The sequence below is a fragment of the Thiomonas sp. 13-64-67 genome (assembly GCF_002282795.1).
Taxonomy (GTDB): Bacteria; Pseudomonadota; Gammaproteobacteria; order Burkholderiales; family Burkholderiaceae_C; genus Thiomonas; species Thiomonas arsenitoxydans.
In genome coordinates this window covers 1-16,192 of sequence record NZ_NCKP01000036.1, presented here as the reverse complement: position 1 = coordinate 16,192, position 16,192 = coordinate 1, and the positions used below count along the sequence as shown (strand labels likewise).

The following is a 16,192-nucleotide window of genomic DNA, read 5'->3' as shown; positions in this document are numbered from 1 at the left end:
CCCCTGCCCCGACCTCCGTGTCTGACCGATTCCCGCTATCGCAATCGCTTGCCCTTGGCCTGCTGGGGCTGGCCATGTCGCTGCCGCTGATCTGGCCTTTCGATCCGGGCGTGGTGGCCAAGATGGGCACCACGCTGGTTGCCGCCGCGCTCTGGGCCGCGGTGTTTCTCGCCGCAGCCTGGAGCGGCCTGAGGCCGCGCTTCGGCCTGGCGGCGCTCGGCTTTGGCGTGGCCGCTGCCGTGGTCGGCCTGCAGACGCTCAGCGGGCAACTCGCCTACGCCAGCCAGGGCGCCATTACCGTGGCGGTGTTGTTGAGCGCGGCGCTGATCGCCGGGCTGGGCAATGCCGCCGTGCGGCGCACCAGCCGCCCGGGCGCGGGTATGGACCCGCACCCCTGGCTCGACGTGGCCGCGGCCGGACTGCTGCTGCAAGGGCTGATTCAGGTGGTGTTCGGACTGGTGCAGTTCGCCCTCTGGCAGATGCCGTCGCTGGCCTCCTGGCTGGCGGCGCATGCACCGCTGTACGCCGACCTCATCAGCTACCCCTCGACCGGGCGGGTGTTCGGCAATCTGCGGCAACCCAATCATTACGCCACCGCCGTCGCGCTCGGCCTAGCCGGGCTGGCCTGGTGGGCGCCGCGATTGCGCGTGAGCGTGGTCTGGGCCGCCGTCATCGGCATGAGCTGGGCGCTGGTGGTCTGCGGCTCGCGCACAGGCATGGTGCAGGCGGTCGTCGCCGCCATTCTGGTGCTGATCGCGGTGCGCGGAGCCTGGCGCAGCCCGCGCTGGGCGGCGCTGGTGGCGGTGCCGGTGCTGTATGCGCTGTGGTGGCTGGCGTTGCGCGAAGCCGATCACCTCGGCTGGATCAGCTTTCTCGATGCCGTGACGCGCCAGCTCGACCAACCCGTCAATGCCCGCGCGCTGATCTGGCGCAATGCCTGGCAGGTGTTCGAGCATCTGCCCTGGTTCGGCGCGGGCTGGGGGCAATTGGGCTGGGGGCTGCAACACGCGGCCATTCATCATGCCCTGCACCCACTGCCACTGGACAATATCGACAACGCCCACGATCTCATTCTGCAACTGCTGGCCGAAACCGGGCTGGTAGGCACCCTGCCGATTGTGATCGTCGCCCTGGCCTGGCTGTGGCGCTCGGCCCGGGGCTGGATGCAACAGGGCCGCGCCGCGCCGAACGACGCCTCGCCCATCGCCCTCGCCGCCTGGATGGGCGTGGCGTTTCTGGGCCTGCACAGCTTGGTCGAATATCCCCTGTGGTATCTGTATTTCCTCTGGGTGTTTGCCTTTCTGGCAGGCTGGATGGACGGGTTCGGCCGCGGCGAGGCCGCCCCAGTCGCGCTGACGCTGCCCCGCCCTGCGGCACTCGCCGTGGGCGCGCTGGCCGTCGCACTGGTCGCCAAGGCGGGCTACGACTACAACCTCACCGACACGGCGTACTCCGCAGATCGCGTTGAGGCCGCTGCGGCCATCCGGCAGGCTCAGCGCGGCGATCTGTTCTTCCGGCCGCTGATCGGCTTTGCCGTGGCCAGCGGCCTTCAGGTGCGCGCGGCCGACTCTCACGCTGAGCTGCTGCGCGAGCAAGCCGAGATCGACCGCGTCAGCCATGCCTACGGCGATCCCAATCTGCTGATCCGGCGCATTCTGTTGCTCAGCCGCCTCGGCCACGCGCAGCAGGCGCTGGCGCTGGCGCGCTACACCGCCAGTTCGTTCTGGCTGTATGCCCCCGGACTGGTCAAGCAGTTCCCTGCACAGGCCGCGCAGGCCGGTCTGTCTGCAGCGCAAACCGCACCCTTGCTCGAAGCCTTGAAGCAAGCCCCCGTGCTGCGACGGGTTGTCGTACCGGTCAATCACTGAACTCACCTCCCGCTGCACGCGGGAGGTGTGCAGGATTTGTCACAACGATCATCGCGCCGCTTGTCGAGGTCTTTTGATGCGGCGCAAAATAGACACTTACTCTGATGATTTCCCATGCCTTCCCTCGCCCGCGTCCAGTCGATGTTGACCCAACCCGCCTTTCGGGAGGGGGTGCGCGATATGCGCGCCGTGTCTCTGGGCATCGCCGCCTGGGGATTGGTGACGGGCGTCGCCATGGTGAAGTCGGGGCTCAGCGTGCAACTGGCGCTGGCCATCAGCCTGTTCGTGTTTGCGGGCAGCGCCCAGCTCGCCGCGCTGCCGCTAATCGCAGCCGGAGCGCCGCTCTGGCTAATTCTGGGCACCGCGTTTTGCGTCAATCTGCGTTTTATCGTCTTCAGCGCGCAAATGCGCCCCTATTTCGAGCAAGTGCCGCGGTGGCGCCGTCTGGCCTACGGCTACCTGATCGGCGACCTGAACCAGGTGCTGATGATCCGGCGCCATCCCCACCCCACCCACGATCCGCAGCAGACGCAATACTTTCTCGGCGTGTCACTGACCAACTGGGTCGCCTGGCAGATTCCCTCACTGCTCGGCATTGCGATGGCACAGCACATTCCCGGCAGTTGGGGGCTGGCGTTTGCCGGTACGTTGGCGCTGCTGGGCATCGTGCTCTCGCTGCTGGCCGACCGCACGATAGCCGGGGTGATCATCGTCGCCTCGGCCTTGAGTGCGCTGCTGTTCTGGCTGCCGCTACGGCTCAATCTGGTGGCAGCCATCGTCGGCGCGCTGGTTGTGGGCATGGCGTGGGAAGCCTGGAGCAGCCGCCAGCTCACCGCGAACGCTGTGCTCGACGGCACCAAACCTTGAGAATCGAGCGGCCATGACCTTGTTCCAGCAGATCGCCCTCGTGGTCGGCATGACGGCCGTCACGGTGCTGAGCCGCAATCTGTTTTTGCTCTCGCGCAAAGCCATGCCCTTGCCCGCGCGCGTCAAGATCGCCCTGCGCTTCGCCCCCGCGGCAGCACTGGCCGCCGTTGTTGCGCCCGAGTTGTTTTTACTCACCCCGCTCGGGCCGCCCTGGGTGAAACTGGGCGCCGCCGTGATTGCGGCGGGCTATTTTTTCGCACGCCGGGGCATTCTGGGCACCATACTCAGCGGCATGGTCGCCTATTGGGCCTTGAGCTGGATCAGCCACACCTGGGCTTGAGAACAACGGCGGGCAAGATTTACTCGTGAGTCGTATTACGGGTGATGTGGTGCGAGGTCGGCTCCACCGATGTGTCGGTGACACAGGTTCCAGCGATTTTTACCCTGCTGTTTTGCCACATACATGGCGTCATCGGCGCGTTGCAGCAACTCGAAGCTGCTGCGCGCATGCGTGGGAGCGGCCGCCACACCGATACTGGCCGTCACCCGCATGCCCGAGAGCAGGTCGTAGCCCGCCGCCGCGCAGACCTCGACGAGCTTGGCCGCGAGCGACTGCGCGGCCGACAGATCGGCCACGGCGCTGAGCGCCACGAACTCATCGCCGCCGATGCGGCCTATGGCGTCGTCGCGCCGCAGCACGTCCTGCATGGCGTGCGCCACCTGCACCAGCAAACGGTCGCCTCGCACATGACCGAGGCGGTCGTTGATCTGCTTGAAGCCGTCGAGATCGATGAAGCACAGAGCGAGCATGTCGTCGCGGGTGCGTCGCGCCAGCGCGGTATCGAGACGCTCCATAATGGCGCGGCGGGTGAGCACCCCTGTCAGCGCGTCGCGCTCGGCGCGGTGCAGCAGCCGGGCGTGGGTGTCGATCTGGTGGGTGATGTCGCGCACGAAGGTCAGCAGCGAAACCACGCGCCCTTCCTCGTCGCGCAGCGCCGAAAGCGTCCATTCCACCCAAATCCGCCGCCGGTCCTTGCGAATGTATTGCGCCTGTTCTACCCAGTTGTCGATCTCTCCGCGCAGCAAACGCTCGTAAACCGCCAGGGTGCGCGCGCGCTCCTCCTCGGGCACCCCCATGGCCAGGCGATGCGTGCCCAGGCGTTCGGCCTCGGAGTAGCCCAGAATGGCCTCGGCCGAACGCGACCAGCGCGTGACGATGAGTTCAGCGTTACTCTCGATCACGCCCCAGGGCAGATTGTCCAGCGCTTGTTCGAGCAACCAGTTCGAGCGTTTGAGCGCCATCGCGGCGGTGACGTCGTCGTGCACATCGTGCGCAATGGTGTAAATGGCCTCGATGCGCCCGCCCATGCCCCGCTCGGGAAACACCTGGATGCGCGCCCAGCGTGGCGGATCGAGGTGTCGCAGCAGGCGCAGATAATCGGCCTGCTTGCCCGCAAAGCCCCGCTCGAACGCGGGCTGCGCCGCAGCCCAGGCCTCATCGCCGTAAAGCTCTTTGAGCGTTTTGCCGCGCAGTTGGTCAGGATTTCGCCGCGCCCAGCTCACATAGGGCGGATTGAAAAAAGTCAGCCGCCCGTCGGCGTCCCAGCGGCCTATGGGCAGATCGACCGCTTCGAGCAGACTTCTCACTTCCGGCACGGCGGCCAGTCCGGGCAAAAGCTCTACCTCGGGCATCGGGGCCGGGTTGGGCTCGGGCTGAAAGGGGTCGCTCATGGAGGAATACAAGTGAGGTGTCGGGATTTTCGGTGTGCGCCGGGTGAGCCGGGTCAACTAGGCTGACGAGATTCTGACGGCTGGCGCGAAGTCGTCAAGAGCACGCTCTACACTACACCCCGGTTTCCTGTGAGGGATTCCACATTTTCGCTGATCGCATTATTTTGCCCATCCCCAATATCCCGCTACCCATGTCCCGCGCCACCAAAATCGTTGCCACCATCGGCCCCGCCAGTTCCTCGCCAGACATCCTCGAACGCATGCTCGCGGCCGGGGTCGATGTCGTTCGGCTCAACTTTTCTCATGGCAAGGCGCAAGACCATATCGACCGCGCCCAACTCATCCGCGAAACGGCCACCCGCCTGGGCAAGTCCGTTGCCATCATGGCCGATCTGCAAGGCCCGAAAATTCGGGTGGGCCGGTTCAAGGACGGCAAGGTCATGCTGCAACCCGGACAGAAATTCACGCTCGACGCCACCTGCGAAATCGGCGATGAGACCCGCTGCGGCCTGGACTACAAAGACCTGCCGCGCGACGTGCACGCGGGCGACCGTCTGCTGCTCAACGACGGCCTCATCGTGCTTACCGTCGAGAGAGTGAGCGGGGAACAAATCCACACCGTCGTCACCATCGGCGGCGAACTGTCGAACAACAAGGGCATCAACAAGCAGGGCGGCGGTCTGTCGGCCCCGGCCCTCACCGCCAAGGACATGGAGGACATTCGCACCGCGATGTCCTTCCAGGCCGACTATCTGGCCGTGTCCTTTCCCAAAAACGCCACCGACATGGAGCTGGCGCGGCAACTCGCCAACGTCGCCGGCGAGCCCTACCACCACAAGCCCGCGCTCATCGCCAAGATCGAGCGGGTCGAGGCAATTCCGGCGTTGGCGGAAATTCTGCGAGCCTCCGACGGCATCATGGTGGCGCGGGGCGACCTCGCAGTGGAAGTCGGCAATCCCGCCGTGCCCGCGCTGCAAAAACGCATGATCCGCATGGCGCGCGAAATGGATCGTGTGGTGATCACCGCCACGCAGATGATGGAGTCGATGATCGTCAACGCTGTACCCACCCGCGCCGAAGTGTCCGACGTCGCCAATGCGGTGCTCGACGGCACCGACGCGGTCATGCTGTCGGCGGAAACGGCGGCCGGCAAGTACCCGGTGGAGACGGTCGAGGCGATGGCCAGCATCTGCGAGGCGGCGGAAACCTACGAAGAGGTCAAGCTCGAACACGACTTCGTCAACAAGCAGTTCACTCGCATCGACCAGTCGATCGCCATGGCCGCGCTGTTCACCGCGCACCACCTCGGCTGCAAGGCCATTGTGGCGCTGACCGAATCAGGCTCCACCGCGCTGTGGATGAGCCGCCACCGTGTCAATGTGCCGATTTATGCGCTGTCGCGCAGCGAAACTTCGGTGCGGCGCATGTCGCTGTATCGCAATGTGCGCCCGATGCTGCTGAGCTTCAGCACCACCGACCGCGACGCCCTGCTCAACCAGGCCGAAGCCCGGCTGATCGAGAAAAACGCCGTGGCCTCCGGCGACAGCTACGCCATCACCTGCGGCGAGCCGATCGGCACGGCGGGTGGCACCAATATGCTCAAGGTCATGCGCGTGCCCCGCTAAACAGCCCGCTGCAGAAAAACGCCCGCAAGGACTATGCTCGACGCGGGCGTTTTGCTTTGAGCGCTCCTCTCAAGGAAACGCAGGGCCGTCCCAAGTTTCCTTGTCCACCTCACGGCTTGCAAGCCGCTCGGATTCGGCTCCCCGGAGTTCGACAGTTACGCTCGTAAGTCCGCGATATCGTTAGGGTGAGCGTCGAAACGTGCCCCTACAGGAGTGCGAGTTGGTCGTCGATCGAGGGTTTCGGGAGCTTGAGTCCTTGAAGGATGGCGTGGTCGGCGTCGCTGAGCGAGGACGTGCCGTCGCGGCGCTCGCCGCCGAGGTGAACCTGGTGGTACTGGATGCGCCGCAGTTGCTCCAGGGCACGTTCGGGTGACAGCTTGGAGTCGGCATCCTTGAGGCGCATGCGCATGACGCGGTACAGCACCAGGGCGATGAAGCAGATCAGCGCATGGGCACGGATGCGATCGGGCAGGCGGTGGAACACCGGGGCGATCTCGATCTCGGATTTGAGGATCTTGAAGCCGCGCTCGATGTCGGCCAGGCTCTTGTAGCGCCGCAGCACCTCGAGCGCCGACAACTCGGGCACATTGGTCACCAACAGCAGCTTGCCGTCGTTGAGCTCGGCACGGGCCAGCGCCTTGTCGTCGATAGCGTAGGTGAACAGGTCCGATTGCAGATCGACCTTGATGATCGAACCCAGGTGCGCCTCGGAGACCGAGCGGAACAACCAGGCCTTGGCACCGGAGTCGCTCAAGCGCCGGCCTCTGAAGGCGGTGCCGCCTTCTTGCGCATCGAGCTTGCCAGCGCGCCGCTGGGCCTCCTGCGTGAGCTCTTCGATATGCTGGCGGCGCGCTGCGGTTTGTTCCTGGGCGCGGCGTGGATCGTGGGCCCAGACCAGGCGCATGTCCTGCCAGCGGGTCTCGCCGAGGACCTCGCGGTTGGCCGTTGCGCAGCGCTGCGCGTGGATCGGCTCCAGAATCTCCGCGAACTCCGCATAACGCCGCCCCGGCACGGCCAGGATGAACTCCAGGGGCTGCTCGGTGCCGCCCACGCGTTGCTCGCGCAGCCACTCCAGATTGTCCAGGCTGAGCAGCCCGCGATCGGCCACCAGCACCACGCGCTTGACCGGGTACAGCGCCAGAACCTCCTGGACCACGGCGCTGAGCGTGGGTGCCTCGGCCGTGTTCCCTTCCCAGACCCGATGCGTCAGCGGCAGTCCCTCGGCCGTCTGCACCACCCCGAGCATGAACTGGCGACGAATCCCCCCGTCCTTGGACATGCCGAACTGGCGCAGGTCGCCGGCCAACTCGGTCTCGCCCTCCACGCCGATGGTGGTCATGTCGTAGAACACCACGGACAGGTCCTGGTCGATCAGCGGGCGCAGCAACCCGGCCAACGCCGCTTGCACGCGGTCCTGGTGCGCGACCAGCGCGTCCATCGCCCGCAGCAACTGCTGGTGGGTCACGGCCTTGGGCGCAAAGCGCGGCAGCGCCACCGTCTGCAGCCAGCGCAGCACCCCGAGCTTGGACGTCGGATCGCACAGGCGGTTGAGCACCATCAGGCGCACCAGCGCCTCGACGTCGATGCGGCTGCGCGTTCGACCAAAAACCCGCCGCAGTTCACCGAACCCCAGTTCGTCCCAAAGCTCAGTCAGCACCCACACATCGCCCAGGGCGCGGCTGGACTCAAACCTCACGTCGGCCACGGTCGCCACCGCCCCGGCGTCTGGGGGCGTGTCGCCCCGAAGTCGTTGCAGGCCGCGGATCACGCTCTCAAGCTGGCCGCCGGCTTGGTCGGCGCGCCCCAGGGTGGCCACCGTGCGTTTCTTCACCCGTCCGCTCTCATCCCGATAAGACTCGACGAGCTGGATGTAGCGGCGGCCGCCGGAGGTGGTGACTTTGATGAACATGCCGCCACAATATATCAAGCCATTCACAAATGGCAAGCGGCCTCACCATGTGGAAAAACGTGCCACCACAGGCACTTTGCGAAAAACAGCGCTAACCCCTTGTTCTGTCAAACCCAGGGTAGGCGTTTTCAGTCAATTTTTGGCTCAAGCTGTCGAACTCCGGGGCTCCGGCCCAGGGGGCGCTCAGACCTGCAGAAACTGCAACTGAATGCCGGTGAGGTTGATCACATCGCCGGAGCGCAGCACCACCGGCATGAGGCCGAGCGAGACGCCATTGACCTGCGCCCGCTTTTCGCCTTCGACCTGCACCAGTTCGTAGCCGCGCGGTTTGTGCATCACGCTGACCACCAAGGTGCCGCGCTGGCCGAAGGTGGTCTGCTCCTTGCTGAGCAGAATTTCCCGCCCCGCCGCATCCCCGCTGAGCACCCTGATCTTGTAGCTGCGCTCGGCATCTCCCGCCCGGGTGCGCGAATCCGAAAAACCCGAATTACCGAAACGGGAATTGCCAAACCCGGTAGTGGCGCCAAAACGTGACGGGCCGAAGGTGGTCTGCCGCGTATCGGACAACAGCCGCAGGCTGTACTTGCCGATATCGACCGTGTCGCCTTCGCGGAAGGGGCTGGACTTGATGGGCGCGCCGTTCAGATAGGTGCCGTTGGTGCTGCCTAGGTCTTGAATGGTGTAGCTCTCGGCATCCGTTCCGCTATCGCGCAGTAACACGGCGTGCTCACCGCTGACCGCCAGGTTGTCGATGACCACATCGTTGTACGGACGACGCCCGAGCGTCGTGCGGTCTTTGCTGAGCACGACCTCTTTCAAAACTTTGCCATCCAGGGTAATCACGAGTTTGGCCACGATTTGAAGTCCGTTTAATGAGTCAGATCAGAATAGAAAAACGCATCGGCTGAGTCAGCGCACAGTCACCAGAATGACGGAAACATTGTCGCGCCCACCAGCCACATTAGCGTCATCCACCAGCTGGCGCGCAGCCGCCGCAGGATGTTCAGCATATTGCCGCAATATGTTTTCAATTTTGGCATCTGTCAACATATCGTTCAAGCCATCCGAACACAGAAGCAACAAATCCCCCGTCATCATGGGATGCATTGCGACATCCGGGTCGAGTCGGGCATCCACGCCTAGCGCCCGCGTCACCAGATTTTTGCCGCCTATCGTTTCCGCGTCCTCGGGCAGAATCAGCCCCATGTCGATCTGCTCCTGCAGGGCCGAGTGGTCGTGCGTGAGCAGGCGCAGTTGATTCTGCCGCAGCAGATAAGCGCGAGAATCCCCTGCATGGGCGATCACCGCCACATTTCCAGTAAACGCCACGGCAACCAGCGTGGCGCCCATCCCGGCATACTGCGCATTGCTGCGCGCGGCCCGCAGAATCTCGGCGTTCACATGGCGCACCGCAAAACGAAGTTCGGTGGACAGATCGAGCGCGGTCACCTTCGGATATTCGGCCTTCAGGCGGGCAATGCGCGCGCAAATCTGCGCCGTCGCCATGCCGCTGGCTACCTCTCCAGCAGCGTAGCCCCCCATGCCATCGGCCAGCACGGCAACCTGCGCCAGGGCATCGAACGCCACCGCGTCTTCGTTGTGCTCGCGCACCCGCCCCGTATGGGTGAGGCTGATCATTTCATACTGCAGGGCGGGGCTGGAACTGGGCGTTTTGGCCATGATGGTACTCATGCCGCAGATGCCGAGGGGCGGCGATAAATCAGCTTTGCCACGGCCCACACCACGATGGCGCCGATCAGCCCGGCAATTTTTTCTGCGTAGGCCGCCCAGGGCAGCGCTTCAACCCAGTGCTCCACTGCGGGATCGGTGACCAGCAGGCCACCGGCAATCCAGCCCAGCAGCATGGCCCCGAGGGTGATCACCACCGGAAAGCGCTGCATCAGGCGGATGACCAACTGGCTGCCCCAGACGATGATGGGCACGCTCAGCAGCAGACCAAACACCACCAGCAGCATGCTGTGCTGCTCCCCGGCGTTTTGCGCGGCTCCGGCAATGGCGATCACGTTGTCCAGGCTCATCACGAAGTCGGCGATGATCACGGTCTTGACCGCAGCCCACAGCTTGTCCGCCGCCTGCACATCGCCGTGCCCCTCTTCCTCTTGCGGAGCGAGCAGCTTGATGCCGATCCAAAACAGCAGCAACGCACCGACAATCTTGAGCAAAGGCAGCTTGAGCAGGGTCAGCGCGAAAAAAATCAACACCACCCGCAACACGATGGCGCCCGCGGTACCCCACAGAATGCCGAGCTTGCGTTGGTGCGGCGGGAGCTTGCGCGTGGCCAAAGCAATGACCACGGCGTTGTCTCCGCCCAGAAGAATATCGATCAGAACGATCTGACCGATGGCCGTCAAGAACTCGACGGTGAGATAGTGTTCCATGCCGATGGCTGCCCCAGGAGGTATCGATGCAGTCCCATCGGGACTTGTCTTGCATCATACCGTTTGTAACCGGGGGCAGCCCCGGCGTTCGCATGGATCAGCGCAGGACTTGCTTGAGAAGCTTGCCCATTTCAGACGGATTGCGCGTCACGGTAAAGCCACATTCCTCCATGATGGCGAGCTTGGCATCGGCCGTGTCGGCCCCGCCGGAGATCAGTGCCCCGGCATGGCCCATGCGCTTGCCCGCAGGCGCGGTGACGCCCGCGATGAAGCCGACCACCGGCTTTTTCATGTGGGCTTTGCACCAGCGCGCGGCTTCGGCTTCGTCAGAGCCGCCGATCTCGCCGATCATGATGACGGCATCGGTATCGGGGTCGTCGTTGAACGCCCGCATGATGTCGATGTGCTTGAGTCCGTTGATCGGGTCGCCACCAATGCCCACCGCGCTGCTCTGGCCCAGCCCGAGTTCGGTGACCTGCGCCACCGCCTCGTAAGTGAGCGTGCCCGAGCGCGAGACGATGCCGATGCGACCCTTGCGGTGAATGTGTCCGGGCATGATGCCGATCTTGATTTCATCGGGCGTAATCAGGCCAGGACAGTTCGGCCCGAGCAGCAGGGTTTTCTTGCCACCGGCCGCCTCCTTGGCCTTCATGCGGTTGCGCACCAGCAACATGTCCTTCACGGGAATGCCCTCGGTGATGCAGATCGCCAGATCGAGGTCGGCTTCCACAGCCTCCCAGATGGCAGCAGCCGCGCCTGCCGGGGGCACATAGATGACGGAGACCGTGGCGTCCGTGGCTGCCTTGGCGTCGGCCACGGTGCCGTAAATGGGAATGCCCTCGAAATCTTCGCCAGCCTTTTTGGGGTTGACGCCAGCGACGAAGCAGTTCTTGCCATTGGCATAGTCGCGGCACATGCGGGTATGAAACTGCCCTGTTTTGCCGGTGATGCCCTGGGTGATGACCTTGGTGTCTTGATTGATCAGGATAGCCATGTTGTCCTCTTGTTCTGTGGGATGCGGCTCAGGCCTGCGCGGCATGAACGGCGGCTTGCGCCGCCTCGCCCATGGTGTTGGCGCTGATGATGGGCAGGCCGGAGTCGGCCAGCATCTTGCGCCCGATCTCTTCGTTGGTGCCCTTCATGCGCACCACCAGCGGCACGCTCAGGCCCACGGTGCGCGAGGCGGCAATGACGCCTTCGGCGATGGTGTCGCAGCGCATGATGCCGCCGAAGATGTTGACCAGAATCGCCTTGACATGCGGGTTGTGCAGCATGATCTTGAACGCCATCGAGAAAGTTGGCGGGCGAGCCGCCGAACAGCTTGATGGTGTCCATCGTCGCCATCGCCAGCCCGGCGCCGTTGACCAGGCAGCCGATATTGCCGTCGAGCTGGATGTAGGCCAGGTCGAATTTGTGCGCCTGCACCTCGGCCGGGTCTTCCTCATCGAGATCGCGCAGCGCCTCGATTTCGGGGTGACGGAACAGGGCGTTGTCGTCGATATTGAACTTGGCATCGAGCGCCTTGATCTGGCCGTTGCCCTCCAGAATCAGCGGGTTGATCTCCACCAGCGAGGCGTCGGTGTCCATATAGCACTGGTAGAGCTTCTTGAGCACGGCAACAGCTTGTGGCTGCGACGCGGCGGGAATGCCGATGCCCGCGACCAGTTCCAGACCTTGCGCGTCCTGCAAGCCAACCAGCGGATCGATAAACACCTTGAGAATTTTCTCCGGCGTCTTGGCGGCCACTTCCTCGATATCCATGCCGCCTTCGCTCGACGCCATGACCGCCACTTTTTGCGTGGCACGGTCGGTGAGCACGGCGACGTAATACTCTTTTTGGATATCGGCGCCCTCCTCGATCAGCAGCCGTCGCACTTTCTGCCCCGCAGGGCCGGTTTGATGGGTGACGAGCTGCATCCCCAGGATTTGCAGGGACAGTTGCCGCACTTCGTCCAGCGTTCGCGCCAGCTTGACGCCACCGCCCTTGCCGCGTCCGCCGGCGTGAATCTGCGCTTTCACCACCCAGACCGGGCCGCCCAACTCCTGCGCTGCGGCGATGGCCTCATCGACGGAAAACGCGGGCTTGCCGCGTGGTACCGGCACACCGTGTTCTCTCAATAGTTGCTTGGCCTGATATTCATGAATTTTCATGGCGTCTCGTCCTCGACTTGTGGTGCAGGCATTGTGCCTTCGGTGCGTTGCTGCGCAGTTTGCTGCGCCCAACGGGGATAAAACTCGGCGACTGCTGGGCTGTCCAGCCGCAGGGCGTGGCAGCGGTTGAGCTGAAAAGGCATACCGGCGGCACGCTCCGTGTCTAAACGCCCCCTGGGTCGGCTCGCCGACCCGCCCCCTGATGGGATCAAGAAAGTTTGGGGCGGCCCTGCGCTTTCTTGAGGCTCCGGCAAGGTAATCGTCGCCAGCCCGGCCAGCCCTTGAATGGCTGCGGTCGGCAGCACTTGCGTCAATTCGGTGAGGTGGGTGCAGCCCAGCACGCCGCCCAGGCGCTCGCGCACGGCGGAACGAAATCCGCGCAGCAGATTGAGGCCGATCAGCCGCCGGTAGGCGTCATCGTGATCGCCGCAGGTGTCGTAAGGGCTGAACAGGGTGTGCGAGCGGGCATCGACGATGTTGAGCGCGTCGTCGATGGTGACGATGAGCAACATGTCATGCACCGGAATGCCCGCCGGGCGGATCCGTTCGGACAGGGTGAGATCGCGCGTTTTCACGTCCCGCAATTCGGCCTGCAGATCCCACAAGCCATCCTCTCGCGCATAGACCTCGATACTGAGACTGCGGCGGTGAACCAGACGGCGATTGGGCGAAGACGGGGCGGCAGGAGTGTCGCGCATGGTGGATCTATTTTTGATGAAGCGCAAGAATCAGTGTAGCAGCCTGCTGCGGCGCAGCAAGTCAGTCGACGTCTTCCGTGCCCTCGCCGCGCAAAACCGCGCGGACGGCGTCCCCGCTGAAGCCACGTTGAGTCAAAAAACGAGCCTGTTTGGCCCGCTCGGCAGCGTCTTGCGGAAGCGCCTGGAATTTTCGCGCCCAAGCGGCTTGGGCGCGAGTCAGCTCACTGTCTTTCAGGGACTGACGCAGATTTGCCGTGGCATCGGACGACAGACCGTGCGCGTCGAGTTCTTGTGCGATGCGCAAATTGCCGTAACGCTGCTGTCGCCGATGAATGAGCGACTGGGCAAAACGCTCACTGCTGAGCAAACCCGCCTGCTCCAGACTGGCGAGCAGGGCATCGATCTCTTCGGGCGCCTCGCAATGGCGCAGCAGCTTGCGCCGCAGTTCCAACGGGCTGTGCTCCCGTTGCGAGAGATAGCGCACGGCCCGCGCACGCAAAGAAGGCTGGGCGCGAGGCAAACTCATGGCAACGGACTCAGTCTTGCTCTTCCTCGGACATATCGGCCGTCATCAGCGCATTGGCCTCAGGCACGCCGAGGCTGGCGCGGACCTTGTTCTCGATCTCGCGGGCGATGTCGGGGTTGGACTTGAGAAATTCGCGCGCGTTGTCCTTGCCCTGGCCGATTTTCTCGCCGTTGTAGGCATACCAGGAGCCGGACTTCTCCACCAGTTTGGCCAGCACCCCCAGGTCAACGATTTCGCCTTCGCGCGAAATACCTTCGCCATAGAGGATGTCGAACTCCGCCTGTTTGAACGGCGGCGCCACCTTGTTCTTCACCACCTTGACGCGGGTTTCAGAGCCGACGACTTCTTCGCCCTTCTTGATGGCGCCGATGCGGCGGATGTCCAGGCGCACAGAGGAGTAGAACTTGAGCGCGTTGCCGCCGGTCGTCGTTTCGGGATTGCCGAACATCACGCCGATTTTCATGCGGATCTGGTTGATGAAAATGACCAGGCAGTTGGTGCGCTTGATGTTGGCGGTGAGCTTGCGTAGCGCCTGGCTCATCAGCCGGGCCTGCAGACCCGGCAGCGAATCGCCCATCTCGCCCTCGATTTCGGCCTTGGGCGTGAGCGCAGCCACCGAGTCGATCACGATCATGTCCACCGAGCCGGAGCGCACCAGCGCGTCGACGATTTCAAGCGCCTGCTCGCCGGTATCGGGCTGAGAAATCAGCAAATCAGGTAGTTGCACTCCGAGTTTGGAGGCGTATTGCACGTCGAGCGCATGCTCGGCATCGATGAAGGCGCAAGTGCCGCCGAGCTTCTGCATTTCGGCAATGACCTGCAGGGTGAGCGTGGTCTTGCCCGAGGACTCTGGCCCGTAGATTTCTACCACCCGGCCGCGCGGCAAGCCGCCTACGCCCAGGGCGATGTCCAGGCCCAGCGAGCCTGTGGACACCACCTGAATGTCGCGCTGCGCCTCGCCATCATCCATGCGCATGATGGTGCCCTTGCCGAACTGCTTTTCGATCTGCGACAGCGCTGCGGCAAGCGCCTTGGCTTTTTCTGGATTCACTGCGGATTTCCCCTGTTCCATGGCACGTTCCTCATGTCTGAATAGCACTGCTGCGCAATTTAGCACAGCTGTATATAAAGACAGATTTTTTCTCCTTGCGGCGCCCAAAAAAAGAGGGCCGAAGCCCCCTCTTTCCACAACTTGCAGCGTGAGCAAGCTTTTAAAAACTATAGCCCACTGCCAAGGTGTAGACCACCGGATTGAACTTGATGTTCGTCGACGCCTGGCTGGTGATGACCGAGCGATCCCGCGTGTATGAGGTGGAGGTCAGTGTGCTGCGCACATCCGAATAAGCGACGGTACTCACCAACGACCAACGCGAATTGAAGCGATAGATCAGACCAATGTGGGCGGCCCAGGTCAAATCGCTCGATAGATGGATATCGGTTGGCCCTTGCGCATGCTCAAGCGGCGGCAATGCCTTGGTGTTACGAAACCAGGTGTAGTTGACGCCCAAGCCGACGAAGGGGTCCCACTTCGCCTCTTTTCCTCGAATGTGGAAGTTGATGAAGGCCGTTGGCGAGTACACATCCAGATCGGTCACACCAACGCCACTGAGCGTGCGCCAGCCGCTGCCCTCTGCATAGGTGCGCACCGTGGGCGGATAACCCAGCGCCAGCTCGAAACTCCAGGGCCCGGGTAGGTTGCGCACGTACCCTAAACCGAGAGTCGTGGCATTGCCCTCCGCCAAATTGAGATTGGGCGGGGTGTTGTAGCCGCTCAAATTCGGCTGGCTAGGATGGTTATTGAGATAGGCAGCGCCGACGTAGATAATATTTTTCGGAAAATCATCGGCATGCGCGGTGGGCAGAAGAGCGAAGCTGGCGGCGGAAAAAATGCTGCCCAGTACAGTGCGTTGTAAGGCATTCATTGCTCGTCTCCTCGTTGTCATTGCGAAATCCAGCCAAAACCCTTCATCGCCTGCAATGTTGTGCTAGCAATGATTTTGTAACCAGCGGGTGTGGGGTGAACGGTATCGGCAAACAGCCATGTGCCCAAATTCGCCGCACTGGCGCCGGCGTCAGCATACGGGGTGTTGACGTTGCACAACAGAGAGCTCGTGGTCGTCGGGTTACACCAAGGGGTAGTCACGTTGGTGAAACCGAATTGCGCCGGATTGGTGACCTCCTGGTTGAGCAGGCTGTAGCCATCGAGCACCTTGACCGGCTGCCCCTGTAGATCGTTCAACAAACGCTGATTGAACACCTGCACCAGATTGGAAAGCAGATAGCAAGGCGCTCCCGTGTTGGTGTTGTCGCACACATAACCGGCAGGAGGCGTTTGCGGCGGCGTCAGACCGGTGTAGGGCAAACCGCGTCCGAATGGCGTCTGCGATGAGTCCGGCAAGGTGTAGACCATCACATACT

The 16,192-nt window shown here is 63.3% G+C and carries 15 protein-coding genes and 1 pseudogene; 4 read left to right on the top strand and 12 right to left on the bottom strand.

Going from position 1 to position 16,192, the window contains the following annotated elements; genetic code table 11:
- Positions 1-17 precede the first annotated feature (17 nt).
- The 3 genes from B7X30_RS10020 (at position 18) to B7X30_RS10010 (ending at position 3,075) form a co-directional block, all read left to right on the top strand.
- Positions 18-1,868: an O-antigen ligase family protein gene (locus B7X30_RS10020; protein ID WP_286730424.1), complete on the top strand. Its 1,851-nt coding sequence runs from the start codon at positions 18-20 to the stop codon at positions 1,866-1,868.
- A 114-nt stretch (positions 1,869-1,982) separates the two neighbouring features.
- Entirely contained in the window at positions 1,983-2,735 is a 753-nt protein-coding gene (locus B7X30_RS10015) for an AzlC family ABC transporter permease (RefSeq protein ID WP_286730423.1), read from the top strand.
- 13 nt (positions 2,736-2,748) lie between these two features.
- The gene (locus B7X30_RS10010) at positions 2,749-3,075 is read left to right on the top strand and encodes an AzlD domain-containing protein (protein ID WP_013105102.1); all 327 of its coding nucleotides are present in this window, start codon (positions 2,749-2,751) and stop codon (positions 3,073-3,075) included.
- A gap of 35 nt (positions 3,076-3,110) precedes the next feature.
- On the opposite strand, the gene B7X30_RS10005 is transcribed toward B7X30_RS10010, so the two are convergent.
- A complete protein-coding gene (locus B7X30_RS10005; protein ID WP_286730422.1) occupies positions 3,111-4,466 on the bottom strand; it encodes a sensor domain-containing diguanylate cyclase in 1,356 nt (451 codons plus the stop codon).
- A gap of 191 nt (positions 4,467-4,657) precedes the next feature.
- Between B7X30_RS10005 and pyk the strand changes: the two genes are divergently transcribed.
- Entirely contained in the window at positions 4,658-6,091 is a 1,434-nt protein-coding gene (gene pyk, locus B7X30_RS10000; RefSeq protein WP_286730421.1) for a pyruvate kinase, read from the top strand.
- A gap of 205 nt (positions 6,092-6,296) precedes the next feature.
- Here the strand turns inward: pyk and B7X30_RS09995 are convergent, their stop codons facing one another.
- The 11 genes and pseudogenes from B7X30_RS09995 to B7X30_RS09945 all read right to left on the bottom strand — a co-directional run.
- Positions 6,297-8,000, bottom strand: a complete 1,704-nt coding sequence (locus tag B7X30_RS09995) for an IS1634 family transposase (RefSeq protein WP_156053002.1) — start codon at positions 7,998-8,000, stop codon at positions 6,297-6,299.
- Positions 8,001-8,183: 183 nt separating this feature from the next.
- Positions 8,184-8,855 (bottom strand): FHA domain-containing protein, encoded by a 672-nt coding sequence (locus tag B7X30_RS09990; protein ID WP_156053249.1) that lies wholly within the window; start codon positions 8,853-8,855, stop codon positions 8,184-8,186.
- A gap of 54 nt (positions 8,856-8,909) precedes the next feature.
- Positions 8,910-9,692, bottom strand: coding sequence for a Stp1/IreP family PP2C-type Ser/Thr phosphatase (locus tag B7X30_RS09985; protein ID WP_232054186.1), 783 nt, complete (start codon positions 9,690-9,692; stop codon positions 8,910-8,912).
- Entirely contained in the window at positions 9,689-10,399 is a 711-nt protein-coding gene (locus B7X30_RS09980) for a TerC family protein (protein ID WP_013105097.1), read from the bottom strand. The genes B7X30_RS09985 and B7X30_RS09980 overlap by 4 nt, the downstream gene beginning before the upstream one ends.
- A 97-nt stretch (positions 10,400-10,496) precedes the next feature.
- Positions 10,497-11,393: a succinate--CoA ligase subunit alpha gene (gene sucD / locus B7X30_RS09975; RefSeq protein ID WP_286730420.1), complete on the bottom strand. Its 897-nt coding sequence runs from the start codon at positions 11,391-11,393 to the stop codon at positions 10,497-10,499.
- A gap of 28 nt (positions 11,394-11,421) precedes the next feature.
- Positions 11,422-12,550: pseudogene (sucC, locus tag B7X30_RS09970) on the bottom strand (ADP-forming succinate--CoA ligase subunit beta).
- Positions 12,547-13,248 carry a DUF2889 domain-containing protein gene (locus B7X30_RS09965; protein ID WP_286730419.1) on the bottom strand — a complete coding sequence of 234 codons (702 nt, stop codon included), beginning with the start codon at positions 13,246-13,248 and terminating at the stop codon, positions 12,547-12,549. The pseudogene sucC and the gene B7X30_RS09965 overlap by 4 nt, the downstream one beginning before the upstream one ends.
- A 61-nt stretch (positions 13,249-13,309) precedes the next feature.
- Positions 13,310-13,774, bottom strand: coding sequence for a recombination regulator RecX (gene recX, locus B7X30_RS09960; protein WP_286730418.1), 465 nt, complete (start codon positions 13,772-13,774; stop codon positions 13,310-13,312).
- A 10-nt stretch (positions 13,775-13,784) separates the two neighbouring features.
- Positions 13,785-14,846, bottom strand: a complete 1,062-nt coding sequence (gene recA, locus B7X30_RS09955) for a recombinase RecA (protein WP_013105092.1) — start codon at positions 14,844-14,846, stop codon at positions 13,785-13,787.
- A 139-nt stretch (positions 14,847-14,985) separates the two neighbouring features.
- Positions 14,986-15,696 (bottom strand): OmpW/AlkL family protein, encoded by a 711-nt coding sequence (locus B7X30_RS09950; protein WP_286730417.1) that lies wholly within the window; start codon positions 15,694-15,696, stop codon positions 14,986-14,988.
- A 17-nt stretch (positions 15,697-15,713) separates the two neighbouring features.
- On the bottom strand, positions 15,714-16,192 hold a 479-nt coding region (locus B7X30_RS09945), incomplete at its 5' end, for an SGNH/GDSL hydrolase family protein (protein WP_286730416.1).

Coding starts and splice junctions, on each gene's coding strand:
- B7X30_RS10015 (WP_286730423.1), top strand. CDS start 1,983: ATGCCTTCCCTCGCCCGCGTCCAGTCGATGTTGACCCAACCCGCCTTT.
- B7X30_RS10010 (WP_013105102.1), top strand. CDS start 2,749: ATGACCTTGTTCCAGCAGATCGCCCTCGTGGTCGGCATGACGGCCGTC.
- B7X30_RS10005 (WP_286730422.1), bottom strand. CDS start 4,466: ATGAGCGACCCCTTTCAGCCCGAGCCCAACCCGGCCCCGATGCCCGAG.
- pyk (WP_286730421.1), top strand. CDS start 4,658: ATGTCCCGCGCCACCAAAATCGTTGCCACCATCGGCCCCGCCAGTTCC.
- B7X30_RS09995 (WP_156053002.1), bottom strand. CDS start 8,000: ATGTTCATCAAAGTCACCACCTCCGGCGGCCGCCGCTACATCCAGCTC.
- B7X30_RS09985 (WP_232054186.1), bottom strand. CDS start 9,692: ATGAGTACCATCATGGCCAAAACGCCCAGTTCCAGCCCCGCCCTGCAG.
- B7X30_RS09980 (WP_013105097.1), bottom strand. CDS start 10,399: ATGGAACACTATCTCACCGTCGAGTTCTTGACGGCCATCGGTCAGATC.
- sucD (WP_286730420.1), bottom strand. CDS start 11,393: ATGGCTATCCTGATCAATCAAGACACCAAGGTCATCACCCAGGGCATC.
- B7X30_RS09965 (WP_286730419.1), bottom strand. CDS start 13,248: ATGCGCGACACTCCTGCCGCCCCGTCTTCGCCCAATCGCCGTCTGGTT.
- recX (WP_286730418.1), bottom strand. CDS start 13,774: ATGAGTTTGCCTCGCGCCCAGCCTTCTTTGCGTGCGCGGGCCGTGCGC.
- recA (WP_013105092.1), bottom strand. CDS start 14,846: ATGGAACAGGGGAAATCCGCAGTGAATCCAGAAAAAGCCAAGGCGCTT.
- B7X30_RS09950 (WP_286730417.1), bottom strand. CDS start 15,696: ATGAATGCCTTACAACGCACTGTACTGGGCAGCATTTTTTCCGCCGCC.